The 12888-nt window shown below is 47.7% G+C and carries 9 protein-coding genes and 2 tRNA genes; 7 read left to right on the top strand and 4 right to left on the bottom strand.

What is annotated here, in order from left to right; genetic code table 11:
- Positions 1-7: 7 nt before the first annotated feature.
- Positions 8-2506 carry a poly-beta-1,6 N-acetyl-D-glucosamine export porin PgaA gene (pgaA, locus tag PSI15_RS03355; RefSeq protein WP_273582293.1) on the bottom strand — a complete coding sequence of 833 codons (2499 nt, stop codon included), beginning with the start codon at positions 2504-2506 and terminating at the stop codon, positions 8-10.
- Positions 2507-3168: 662 nt separating this feature from the next.
- Between pgaA and menF the strand changes: the two genes are divergently transcribed.
- From menF to PSI15_RS03320, 7 genes are all read left to right on the top strand, one after another.
- Positions 3169-4500 carry an isochorismate synthase MenF gene (gene menF / locus PSI15_RS03350; RefSeq protein ID WP_273582292.1) on the top strand — a complete coding sequence of 444 codons (1332 nt, stop codon included), beginning with the start codon at positions 3169-3171 and terminating at the stop codon, positions 4498-4500.
- Positions 4501-4620: 120 nt separating this feature from the next.
- Positions 4621-6294: a 2-succinyl-5-enolpyruvyl-6-hydroxy-3-cyclohexene-1-carboxylic-acid synthase gene (menD, locus tag PSI15_RS03345; protein ID WP_273582291.1), complete on the top strand. Its 1674-nt coding sequence runs from the start codon at positions 4621-4623 to the stop codon at positions 6292-6294.
- Complete coding sequence (gene menH / locus PSI15_RS03340; protein WP_273582290.1) at positions 6255-7061, top strand: 2-succinyl-6-hydroxy-2,4-cyclohexadiene-1-carboxylate synthase; 807 nt, start codon at positions 6255-6257, stop codon at positions 7059-7061. The genes menD and menH overlap by 40 nt, the downstream gene beginning before the upstream one ends.
- Before the next feature lie 12 nt (positions 7062-7073).
- Complete coding sequence (gene menB / locus PSI15_RS03335) at positions 7074-7931, top strand: 1,4-dihydroxy-2-naphthoyl-CoA synthase (protein WP_273582289.1); 858 nt, start codon at positions 7074-7076, stop codon at positions 7929-7931.
- A 9-nt stretch (positions 7932-7940) separates the two neighbouring features.
- The gene (gene menC, locus PSI15_RS03330) at positions 7941-8921 is read left to right on the top strand and encodes an o-succinylbenzoate synthase (protein WP_273582326.1); all 981 of its coding nucleotides are present in this window, start codon (positions 7941-7943) and stop codon (positions 8919-8921) included.
- The gene (gene menE / locus PSI15_RS03325) at positions 8912-10360 is read left to right on the top strand and encodes an o-succinylbenzoate--CoA ligase (RefSeq protein ID WP_273582288.1); all 1449 of its coding nucleotides are present in this window, start codon (positions 8912-8914) and stop codon (positions 10358-10360) included. Before menC ends, menE begins: the two co-directional genes overlap by 10 nt.
- 140 nt (positions 10361-10500) lie before the next feature.
- Positions 10501-11043, top strand: coding sequence for a YfaZ family outer membrane protein (locus PSI15_RS03320; protein WP_273582325.1), 543 nt, complete (start codon positions 10501-10503; stop codon positions 11041-11043).
- A gap of 63 nt (positions 11044-11106) precedes the next feature.
- On the opposite strand, the gene tyrP is transcribed toward PSI15_RS03320, so the two are convergent.
- The 3 genes from tyrP to PSI15_RS03305 all read right to left on the bottom strand — a co-directional run bounded on the left by tyrP (position 11107) and on the right by PSI15_RS03305 (position 12867).
- Entirely contained in the window at positions 11107-12324 is a 1218-nt protein-coding gene (gene tyrP, locus PSI15_RS03315) for a tyrosine transporter TyrP (RefSeq protein ID WP_273582287.1), read from the bottom strand.
- Positions 12325-12697: 373 nt separating this feature from the next.
- Positions 12698-12773: transfer RNA gene (locus PSI15_RS03310), tRNA-Thr, on the bottom strand.
- 6 nt (positions 12774-12779) lie between these two features.
- Positions 12780-12867, bottom strand: a tRNA-Ser gene (locus PSI15_RS03305).
- Positions 12868-12888: the final 21 nt, after the last annotated feature.

Here is a 12888-nt window from a genome sequence, read left to right as displayed (position 1 = left end):
AAATCCTTTAGAACCGATAGATTAAATCAAAAGCCGCTTGCAGATTATTTTCTCGTTTACCGTCGTAAGGCCGTTTATCCAGCGTGAGCCTTACCCCGGCATCAAGGACATCATTCCACGTCATGCGCTGGCCGTATCCCACCAGAGTGATAAGGCCACTGCCGTACCCTTGCTGCCAATATTGCCCGATGCCCGCCGCCAGTTGCTGACTCCAGACGATTTGATAATGCCGATATAGGATGTGGTCTGCTTCCAGTTCAGGCAGTAAGGTAAAGTCGCTTTTGGGATTGAAATAGGGGGTATTTTGCTGAGTATTGTGAGTCGTACTCAGTTCCAGCTTTGCATCAAGTTTGAGATAAGGCGCGCTGTATAAGCGTTGCTGGCCGTCAATACCGTATTCAAAGCGATGATTGCCATCTGAGAAGAACGAAGGGACAAAACGCGCAGTCCATTGACGACGCTCGCTGGATCGCCAGCGCGTATAAATTTCCCCGCCATGAGCATGGATATTGTTGCTTAATGCGTGCAGCGGGGTATGACGGGCAAGGCGTTCAACAGAGCCACCCAAACGCCACTGGTCATTAACATCATACCCGGCTGCAATTCGTGCGCCCATTTTGCTGCCATGACGATAATGACGCGCAGAAACTTCACCTTCCAGCCAAACATCCCGTGAACGCCACTCCACACCGCCGCGTAAATCACGGTTCAAGCCCCGGCCTTCGGAAAATTGGCTGCGATTGTAAGCCCCGCCGGCAAATAAGCGCCAATTATCATCAAGGGGCGGGCTATAAAGTACCGCCTCAACATCTGAATTGTGTTTGCCGCGTTGTGGATTATCTGAATTAATACCTTGATTAGCCTGAATACGCAGCTCTGACATATGGTGTACATTGCGCAGACGGTTAAAGCGTTTAGCGAGCATATCTTCGGGGGCACGGGTCATTACATCATCGGCCAGTAAATCCATCTGATGCCATTCTTGTAAGGCAATGGCGGTATAGCCTTGCTGGACTTCTAACGACAGATTACGGGGGGCGAGTCCTTCAATTTGTTTTAATTCACGTTCAGCCCGACGTGGCCAACCACGATCCAGCCAGATAGCGGCCAGGTCAATTCGTAATTTCTGATTGCCGGGCGCGGTGCGGGCTAAATGAGTGAAGCGTTTTTCTGCTGCGGGAAAATCTTCACGTAGTTGCGCAGACTCTGCTAAAAATTGCTGCCCTTGTAGCCAGTCATCATTAGGAACACGAACGGGAGAGCCAAAGACATTGAGCATATAGGAATTACGCTGCTTGATATTGTCAGCAAGCTGTTGGGCTGCATCCAGATGCTCACTTTCTATCTCTGCATAGAAAAGGACGATATCATCCTCAAGCGGGATATTGGGTCGTGATGTTTTCCCCAGCGCCGAGAGATTTTCATGGGAATAATTTAAGGATCGCAGAATACCTCGTGCTTTTTCTGGCTGGCGCAGATTCAGGTAGGCGGCGGCTGCCCATTTCTGGGCATATTCTGGAACCGTTACCCCTTTTTTCTGCTCGGATTGTTGTTGCAAGATGAGATATTCATCAATGACGTCTTGCATCCGATGGCGGGAAAGCAGAGCACCAAGCCGGTCAATACGTGCCCGCTGGTAATCTTGTTGTGCCTCAGACAAATTGTGCCATTGATTAAGCATGTGCTCGTAGCGTGCGAGTGCTCGCTCAGCAATGTCAAACCGCTCTTTTTCGCTATGATTCGGCATCATGGACAGGCGGACTAATTCTGCTGCGGCATCGGCTTCCAGCCTGCGCAGTTGCCCAGAGGTTAATTGTGTCGAGTGTTGTTGCCCCAGACGCCATGCAGAGCCATTGACTCGGTTGTCCTTGAGGCTGAACAGGTAGTCTTGAGTGACGGCTTGATTATTGGGAAACCGATCATGTGCGATAGAAAGCATTTGCATGGCATGCCATATCCGGCCGGCCGCCTGATCAACATAAGCCATCAAACGGTAATTAGCAGCGTTGGGTTGGCGAGCCAATAAATCTTTTGCCAAACGGCGTGCCTCTTTGTCTTGTTTGGCATCGGCGAGCGTCATGATAAGGCCGGTTTTGCTGTCACTGTTCTGCTTATCCAAAGTCAGGGCGGTGCGCCACATCTGGATGGCCTGTGGCCACTGACGTTGGTTGCGATAAGCTCGGGCAACCGCCGAGATCCCTCTGGCGGGTATGGACATAGTGCGATAGCGTTGCCAGAGAGAAATGACCTCATCGTCATATCCGCCCCAACCTGCAACTTGCAACCAATCAGCAACTTGCGCGGAAGAAAGACGCTGTCGTTTTTCTTCCTGACGAATATATTCGAGCACGGGGGGAATATTACCCTTTCTGGCTTGTTGAATTAATGCATCATAATCTGCCTGAGCAGATTCTGTTGTTATTAAACAACTTAGTGAAATAAATAACGATAACAGTTTATACCGATATCTATGAAAGCCCATCGGACGGAAATAAAGATATGACACGCTATCCCCTTTTTATACTGCACATTGGTTTTACAAATAGCAGGACCAGACGGAATTGAAATTAATTTGGATTAAGATGAATTTTTACAGTCTTCATTTTTGAAGAGGCAAAATAATACGCACTGTGTGAATTTATATCAATGGGAAAATTTCTCAAAATAATTACAATTATTTCATTTTTCATTGTGATTATATTTATGTATGATAATTTTCATTGATTATATTCTTGCCATGTTATTTATTTTATTGCTTTAAAATCAATTCATTGAAATGGTTTTCTTCTGGGTTAAATAGTTGTGGAGATAAAATATAATGCTATAGCTGGTTTCAATGAAAAATATTTAAGCTGAGTGTAAATGTTTTTATTTGAAATAAATTAGCGAGATTAAATTAACTGATTTTTTCAGTATAAAAATGTGGTTTATTTATCGTGCTGTGACTATATTTCGAAATTAAATGCTGTTTTTGTTGTTAATATATAATGGATGTTATAAAAACAGATGATATAAAACCAATTGATTTCAAATCACTACCCATAACGCAGTGACTGACAAAATGACTAAAAAAACCTCATAAATAATAAGTGCTTTCATAATTCTTGGTGGTTCGTATAATTCTGTTTTTTATCATGCTGTTAATAGGTATCGTTAATGGGGAGAGATGTGAACCAAATAACCAACATTATCGCTGATATCTGCGAGTTGCTTAATACCGAAAACGTCAGCGAAACGGGGATTCAATCATTCTCTTCCGTCTTACCGGTTGACAGTGGCGCCCATTGGTTGGAATGGTTGTCTGCCCAGTCTCATTATCCACAATTTTATTGGCAGCACAGAGATGGCGATGAAGAAGTGGTGGCTTGTGGGCAAATTCGCCTGTTTAGCAAGGTGACTGACGCAGAGGCATTTCTGCGGCAGCCTCATCAATTCGCCCAAATGCGTTTATGGGGGTTGAATGCCTGGGATAAGGTGAATTTTACCCCTTCCCAGCATGAAAATATCATTGGTGGCGAAAGTTATCTGTTTCTGCCGAGGTTAGAATTGCGCCGCCATCGGGGGGAAAATCGTTTATATATCCATGTGGATGGCCAAGCCGATCTCGAAAATGCCCGCCAGTTCCTCAAACAACTGCTTCCAGGCCAGCCTCTTTTGCCGCTACAAACGGCCATCTTGAAGGCAAAGCATACGCCTGAAAGTGCTCAATGGCATCGTTTGTTGGAACATGCCCTCAATGCCATCAGCCAAAACAAAATAGAAAAGGTGGTCATCGCCCGGAAAACGGAATTGACGCTAAATTCGCCCTTGCACACGGCACAATTGATGGCCGCCAGCCGTAGCGTGAATCATGGTTGTTATCATTTTATGCTGGCGTTCAGTGCCGAGCACGCTTTTCTGGCTTCGACCCCTGAGCGGCTTTACTACCGCAATCAGTTACAATTTTATACGGAAGCGCTGGCCGGAACCGTGGCAAATGCCGAAGATGATCAGCAAGCGGCTGAATTAGGGCAGTGGTTGCTGGAAGATAAAAAAAATCAGCATGAGAATCTTATTGTTGTTGACGATATCTGTCAGCGTTTGCAAGGGAGTGTCGTTTCGGTCGAGGTTGCCCCGCCCGATGTGATCCGCCTGAGAAAAGTTCAGCATTTGTGCAGGCCTATTCGGGGCGTATTGAATCAAGTTTGTGATAGTGATTGCTTGCGTCGTTTACAGCCAACGGCGGCGGTTGCGGGGTTGCCCCGTGAAGCGGCACGGCAATTTTTGGCAAACAATGAGCCTTTCAAGCGTGATTGGTATGCCGGCTCTGCGGGGTATTTAGGACTGGAGCAGAGCGAGTTTGCGGTTTCATTACGTTGTGCCTGCATTCACGACAACGTGTTGGTGTTGTACGCTGGCGCAGGGATTGTTGCAGGTTCTGATCCGGAGCAGGAATGGCTGGAAATAGAAAATAAGGTCGCAGGATTGCGAACCTTATTGACCAGTATGATTAATGAGTAAATGACCATTCCTTGAACTAAGATAAGGAAGTTGTTTTTACACGCATTAAAATTAAGAATATTTTATATCATTATCGCTTATCCTTTGGTGCCATTTTTAAGAAAAGTTTTTGAGCATGATATGTCAAACAGCGCACTTAACCGCCGTTGGGCGGAACTTTTATTGGAAGCATTAACCCGCCATGGATTGCGTCATACCTGTATTGCTCCCGGCTCTCGTTCGACCCCTTTGACATTGGCTGCCGCAGATAACCCTAAGCTTAACTGTCATACCCATTTTGATGAGCGTGGATTAGGGCATTTGGCATTGGGGCTGGCAAAAGCGGGTAGAGAGCCTGTTGCGGTGATTGTGACGTCTGGAACAGCAGTGGCTAATTTGTATCCTTCTTTGATTGAGGCAGGATTGACGGGGGAGCGATTGGTGTTTCTCACCGCGGACAGGCCACCTGAACTCATGGATTGTGGTGCGAGCCAAGCGATTCGTCAGACCGGTATTTTTGCTTCTCATCCCACGCAAACCTTAGCATTGCCTCGGCCAACCACCGATATTCCGGCCAGTTGGCTGGTTTCTTCTATCGATAATGCAATGTCAAACCTGAAACAAGGTGCCCTGCATATTAACTGCCCGTTTGCAGAGCCTTTGTATGGCAATGTGGTGACAGGACATCAAGAGTGGTTGTACACCCTGGGAGAGTGGTGGCAAGGGGATGAACCGTGGCTGGTTCAGCCAGAAATATCGGCCACCCTCAAAGCCGTTGATTGGGACATCTGGCAGAAAAAACAGGGTGTTGTATTGGCAGGGAGAATGCGTGCCGAAGAGGGGCAATATGTTGCTCAATGGGCAAAAGTGATGGGCTGGCCGCTGATTGGTGATGTGCTTTCCCAAACGGGGCAGCCTTTGCCACATGCAGATCTATGGCTGAATCACGCCCGCCCTCAAGAGATTCTGGCGCAAGCACAATTGGTCATTCAATTTGGCGCCAGCTTGACCGGCAAACGGCTGTTGCAATGGCAGGCTCAATGTCAACCTGAGCAGTATTGGATTGTGGATCCCATTGCCGGCCGGCTTGATCCTGCAAACCACAGAGGACGTAAATTCACTTGCCCTGTGGCTGACTGGTTACGGGAGCATCCCGCTTGTTCACGAATGCCTTGGGCAGATGAATTGCAGACATGGTCAAACAGCATGTTTCACTGTGTTGAGACCGAACTGACAGGAAAATTCAGCGAGGCGGCCGTTGCGCATCAACTGCATCACTTGTTACCAGAGCAGGGGCAGCTGTTTGTTGGCAATAGCTTGATTGTGCGCCTGATTGATGCTTTGGGGCAGCTTCCGGCGGGTTATCCGGTTTACAGCAACCGCGGTGCCAGTGGTATCGATGGATTAATCGCGACCGCCGTCGGTGTACAGCGGGCAACGAATAAACCGACACTCACGATTATCGGGGATATTTCCGCGCTCTATGATCTGAATAGCTTAGCATTATTACGCCACCTTTCTAACCCCATGTTATTGATCATAGTGAATAATAATGGCGGCCAGATTTTTTCCTTGTTACCCACGCCGCCACAGGCACGCCAGCGTTTTTACTGTATGCCGCAAGATGTCAATTTTGATCATGCTGCTGCCATGTTCGGCTTGAACTATGCGGCACCACAAAGTTGGCCGGAATTAAAACTGTGCGCCCAACGGGCATGGCAACGCAAACAGACCACTCTGGTTGAGTTAAAAGTTTCAGGCAATGAAGGTGCTGTATGCCTGCAAGCGTTACTGAAACAGGTGGCAGCCCTGTGAAACTTCACTGTCAAACGTTTCATTCACCTCATCAAGGGACTTGGTTAGTTTGGTTACATGGGCTATTGGGAAGCGGGGATGATTGGTCTGCGGCGGTGGCAGCGTGTCATCAACATCCTTCATTGGTGATTGATTTACCGGGGCATGGTCATTCCGTTGATGTGAACTTAAGCGGCGGTTTTGCAGAGATGAGCGCGTTGCTGAATACAACGCTGTCCGCATATCAGATTAAGGATTATTGGTTGATTGGCTACTCATTGGGAGGGCGAATTGCCATGTACCACGCAATCTATGGCAAGCATGATGGCTTACGGGGATTGCTGGTGGAAGGAGGAAATCCGGGGCTGTCTTCCCGCCGTGAGCGTGACAGGCGATTGCAGCATGATAAGCATTGGGCGCAGCGTTTTCGCCGAGAACCGATGAGGTCAGTCTTGGCGGATTGGTATCAACAACCGATATTTGCTGATCTAACGGCAGTGCAACGTGAACAGTTTATTCAACTGCGCAGCCAAAACAGCGGCAATCGTATTGCGGATATGCTGGAAAAGACCTCTTTAGGCCAGCAACCTTGGCTGGTTCCTGCTTTACAGCAAATATCCATTCCCTTCTCTTATCTCTGTGGAGAAAATGATCGTAAATTTCAGCACATAGCGCAGCAATATACACTGCCATTAAACACCATCCCTCAAGTTGGACATAATGCTCACTATGGTAATCCTGTCGCTTTTTCGAGCACAGTGAGCCATTTTTTATCACTTTTTGGTTAAGGAAATACAGACATGCGTTACCCAGGCGAAGAAAAATTGTATGCCCCGATTGAATGGCAAGATTGTTCCCAAGGATTTGACGATATTCTCTACCATAAATCCGCTGAGGGTATTGCCAGAATTACGATTAATCGCCCACAGGTACGTAATGCGTTCCGTCCCCTGACGGTTAAAGAGATGATTCAGGCGCTGGCAGATGCCCGTTATGACGAAGCCGTTGGGACGATTATTCTGACGGGGATGGGTGAAAAAGCATTTTGTGCAGGAGGTGACCAAAAAATCCGTGGCGATTATGGCGGTTATCAGGATGACAGCGGAGTACATCATCTGAATGTGCTGGATTTTCAGCGGCAGATCCGTACGTGTCCAAAACCGGTTGTTGCTATGGTCGCAGGGTATGCCATCGGGGGTGGTCATGTCCTGCATTTGATGTGTGACTTAACCATCGCAGCGGATAACGCCATTTTTGGCCAAACAGGCCCCAAAGTCGGTTCCTTTGATGGTGGCTGGGGGGCATCGTATATGGCGCGGATAGTCGGGCAGAAAAAGGCGCGTGAAATTTGGTTCCTGTGCCGCCAATACTCTGCTGAAGAAGCCTTGGATATGGGCTTGGTGAACACCGTTGTGCCTTATGCCGAATTGGAAAAAGAAACGGTACGCTGGTGTCGTGAAATGCTGGAAAACAGCCCAATGGCATTGCGTTGCCTGAAAGCGGCACTGAACGCAGATTGTGATGGTCAGGCGGGTTTACAGGAATTGGCGGGGAATGCCACGATGCTGTTTTACATGACCGAAGAAGGGCAGGAAGGTCGCAATGCATTCAATGAAAAACGCCATCCTGATTTCAGTAAATTTAAGCGTAACCCGTAACTCATCATGATGCGTAAAGCGACGTTATACCAGTTCAGCCTGCCCATGGAAGCCGGTGTTATCCTGCGTTATCAACGCCTGAAAACCCGTGATGGTTTTTTAGTCCATTTGCAGGAAAATGGGCGAGAGGGGTGGGGAGAAATTTCCCCATTGCCCGAATTTAGCCATGAAACGCTTGAACAGGCTCAGGTTTCAGCGGTGGCATGGCTGCAACAATGGTGTTTGGGTCTGCCGCCAGAAGAGCACTTTCTGCCTTCTGTTGCGTTTGGCTTAAGCTGTGCACTGGCTGAATTACATGGAGAATTGCCTGAAAGTGCTAATTATCGCAAGGCACCATTATGTACGGGCGATCCCGATGAGGTGATTTTGCGTTTGGGAAATATGGCAGGCCAGAAGATAGCAAAAGTAAAAGTCGGGCTGTATGAAGCCGTTCGCGATGGCATGGTCGTGAATGTGATGCTTGAAGCGGTGCCTGATCTCCAACTGCGATTAGATGCGAACCGCAGTTGGACACGTACAAAAGCAGAGGGTTTTGCTAAATACGTTAATCCCAGTTATCGGCACAGAATTGCTTTCATTGAAGAGCCTTGTAAAACCAGGGCTGAATCTCTGGCATTTGCCCGTGAAACGGGGATCGCCATTGCGTGGGATGAAAGTGTACGTGAAGCCGGTTTTACGCCAGAAGCCCAAGCGGGCGTGTCTGCCATCATCATTAAACCGACATTGGTAGGCAGTATTGACCGTTGTCGCCGGTTAATTATCGAAGCTCATCAGTTGGGGATGGAGGCGGTGATTAGCTCCAGCCTTGAGAGTAGCTTTGGTTTGACACAATTGTCCCGGCTTGCTCAGTGGCTCACACCGGATTCGCTCCCAGGTTTGGATACTTTGGATCTTATACAGTCACAACTCATCCGCTGTTGGCCGAATAGTGACATTCCGTGTGTCACGCTTGATAAGCTGGTAATGGTATGGAGTCGTGAATGTCAGTAATGGAACCTATCACAACAAAACAGACAGAAACAGCATGGGCTCAATGGCCGTGGCAGCACTGGGTCGCGGTCTTGCCTAAGAAACCAGCCATCCGGTTGTATGATGAGCAACTGAATTGGTATCAATTAACGCAAAGAATCAATACCATTGCGACCCATTTCTACCAACAAGGCGTCGTGGAAGGTTGTGGTGTGATCCTAAGAGGCAAGAACAGCGCGGAACTTCTGCTGTGTTATCTTGCTGTTCTGCGATGTGGCGCAAGGGCGTTGCTCCTTAATCCTCAATTACCTGACCGACTCCTGCTGGATCTGTTGCCTCATCTTAATATGGATTATGGTGTGGATTTTACGGACTCACCGTCGTCTGTTATTCAAGTTAACGTCCTTGACTGGCAACAAAAGTTTCCAGAAAAACAGGTGTCATGGATAAAGGGAGAACCATTGGTATTGTGGGAAAGCCAGCGTCCTGCCAGCCTAATCCTGACTTCCGGCTCTTCTGGGCTACCCAAAGCGGCGGTACATTCCATTGGCGCCCACCTTGCCAGTGCACAGGGCATTCTTTCCCGTATGGATTTCCAGCCAGATGATAGCTGGTTGCTGTCCCTGCCTTTGTTTCATGTTTCAGGTCAAGGGATACTTTGGCGCTGGCTGCAAACAGGAGCAACATTGGTGCTGCGGGACTTATACCCACTGGATCGTGCGCTATCTGGCTGTACTCACGCCTCACTTGTCCCCACTCAACTCTGGCGTTTGTTGGAACAACCCCGTGAATATTCATTAACCTTAAAAGAAGTGCTGTTAGGCGGTGCCATGATACCGACATCATTGACCCAACGCGCCGAAATGTTGGGGATCCGTTGTTGGTGTGGCTATGGGCTGACAGAAACGGCCGCGACAGTTTGCGTCAAACGGGCGGATGGCCTGCCGGGTGTAGGTAATCCACTGCCCGGAAAATCCCTTCGCTTAGTGGATGAAGACATTCAGATCCGCGCCGACAGTATCGCGAGTGGTTATTGGTTTAACGGTGAATTGAAGCCACTGGTCGATGACGAAGGATGGTTTTCGACGCGGGATCGAGGCGTATTCGAACAGGGAGAATTGCGGATTTTAGGGCGCCTTGACAACCAATTTTTCAGTGGCGGGGAGGGTATCCAGCCAGAAGACATTGAGCGGATCATTAACCAACACCCGCAAATTGAGCAGAGTTTTGTTGTGCCCATTCCTGATATTGAATTCGGCCATCGGCCAGTCGCCGTGATTGAAACACAATATCCTGCGCTGACAGGTACGCTGATTGATTGGCTTGCAGATAAAATCGCCGCTTTCCAGCGGCCTGTCACCTGCTATTTATTACCTGCCCAACTGAAAAACGGGGGAATAAAGGTTTCGCGTCAGCAAGTTAAGCAATGGGTTATGGCGATAAATAATGTAGGTGAATAGTCATGGTAATGAATAGTTACGATATTTACTTATCTTTATAAATCTAAACGTTTCCTTGCTTTCGACATCTATGTCGTCACGTTGATTAAAGTACAATGTGTCAGTCCATATGGGCGTTGATTAATTAACAGGACAAGATGATGAAAGGTTTTATCGCTATTGGTGCCGCTGGTTTACTTTTGATAACAGGTTCAGCAAATGCGCTCTCTGTAGATGCACAAATAGGAAAGCACAATACAAGCACATCCGTAGGGATTGGTGATCAAGATGCCGGCTTGTCGCTGACGGGAAACTGGACTCGGAGTGATCACAATGGCCAGCTTGGTAGTTTAGGTTTGGGCTTCGGCCTGCCATTTGGTCCGTTGGCAGCACATGTTGGCGCAAAAGGGCTTTATTTGTCGCCTAAAGAAGGGAAAGATGGCGTAGCATTAGCCGTTGGTGCTGGCCTCAGTTGGGCTGTGACCTCTTCTTTATCTCTGTATGGCGAAGCCTACGGTTCACCATCAGGCTTAACGTCAGGAATGGATTCTTATACTGAGGCGACAGGAGGTGCGCGTTATACGCTTTTCAAACCCCTGAGTGTCGATGTGGGCTACCGTGTGATTGACATACGAGGTAGTCATGGGAACCGCAGTAATAAGGTTTCCGATGGTTTTTATGTCGGCGCCGGTTTGAGCTTTTAATTAACAGAAAATGTGTCAAGGTTATCCGCATTGTTGCTGCGAATAACCTTCGACAGAATAAACTCATCCCACGTTTGGCAGTATGCCTGTCACAATGCCAAATTGAATAGCAATAACGGCAAGCCCACACAGGAAAACCAAGACTAACGCGGGTTTACCCCCTTTGACACGGTAACTTTCCTTATTCTCTTCACCATTTTCTTCACGGCTGCGCCAAACCAGCAGGCAAGGCAATAACAGCGCAAGAATGGAGAGCGCAACCGCCGCAAAGGTTAATGCCATAACAAAATTAGGGTAATACAGTGCACATAGTAAGGGGGGAACAAACGTCATTAACCCTGTTTGCAACCGTCCCTTGGCATTATTGCGGCGTTTAAACAGGTCAGCGAGATAATCAAATAGCCCTAAAGATACACCGAGGAATGAGGTGGCTAGTGCAAGATCGGCAAACAGATGGACGGCAAGATCGATTTTAGGTGAAGCAACCACTTCTCTGACGGCTTGTAATAGTCCAGTCAGGCCAGATTGTTGGGCAAGAATACCCACAAATGTATTTGAAGAAATCGCCCCAAGCGTCACCAATTGCCACAGAATGTAAGCAAACAGTGGAATAGCACTACCAATAACAAAGATTTTGCGTAGCTTGTTGGTTTCTCCGCCCATGTAGGCAACAATGCTTGGTACACTCCCGTGAAATCCGAATGAAGTAAAAATCACGGGGATGGCTGAGAGCGCTAACCCTTGCTCAATCGGCATGGAGAGCAAGTTGATTTTATCAACATGCACCAACATGACGCCGAGTACAATCACCAGAAAAACGATTTTAGCGGTAAACAGCAGGCGATTAATTAAATCAACGGATTGGGTGCCAATACAGACTACCCCGCCGGCAATAAGGGTAAAAACGCTGATCCCGACAGAGACAGAAATGGGTTGATCCAACCAAGAAGAGAGGGAGGTCGCCAGCAACTCCCCAGCACCACTAATATAAGCCGTTGTCAGGGCATACATGAGGAAAAGCATACTGAAGCCCGTCAACACCTGCCCGCCAAACCCAAGGTACCGTTTCGCAATGGTGCCTAATCCAGAATCAAACTTATTATGTTGATACACTTCCACGAGCAGGAGGGCGGTATAACTCATCAAAGCCCACAAGGTGACCAGCATAACCAATGTTGTCCCAAATCCCACACCTGCCGTTGCTAATGGCATGGCTAACATCCCTGCCCCAATCGTTGTTCCGGCAACGATAAAAATACTGCCAATAGTGCGATTTTTCACGCGATCCTCATGTCTGAATATGTTGAGAAAGTGTTATAAGACAAGCAGGTTAAATGATCGACTTATGTCTGTCAAATCTATGGTACATATGATGTAAATAAATAATTACACCCTGTTAAGGTGACCCAACTGAACCCAATAAGTTTCCATTAGTAATGGGGAGATGCCCGAACGAGCAGAAACAAGCAGAAAATAGAAGCATATTAAGTTAAAAAATAATCAGAAACTGCTTTGTTGAGTAACATAATTTATTAGTGTGTCAAATAACGCTGTAGCTTGAGGAGGAGGAATATACGTGGGAGATTTTGTCAGATACATAAAGTAAAAACCCGCTATCTCACCGAATGGTTACGGGAAATAACGGGTTCTTATATGGTGCCGGCTACCGGAGTCGAACTGGTGACCTACTGATTACAAGTCAGTTGCTCTACCAACTGAGCTAAGCCGGCGAAATCTGGCGGAAGGATAGAGATTCGAACTCTAGGATGGTTTCCCATCGGCGGTTTTCAAGACCGCTGCCTTCGACCGCTCGGCCATCCTTCCATGGCGCGAAATTATGCCTAT

Source organism: Xenorhabdus sp. PR6a, assembly GCF_028599065.1.
In the GTDB taxonomy this organism is placed as follows: domain Bacteria; phylum Pseudomonadota; class Gammaproteobacteria; order Enterobacterales; family Enterobacteriaceae; genus Xenorhabdus; species Xenorhabdus doucetiae.
This window is presented reverse-complemented; position numbering and strand designations above follow the sequence as displayed.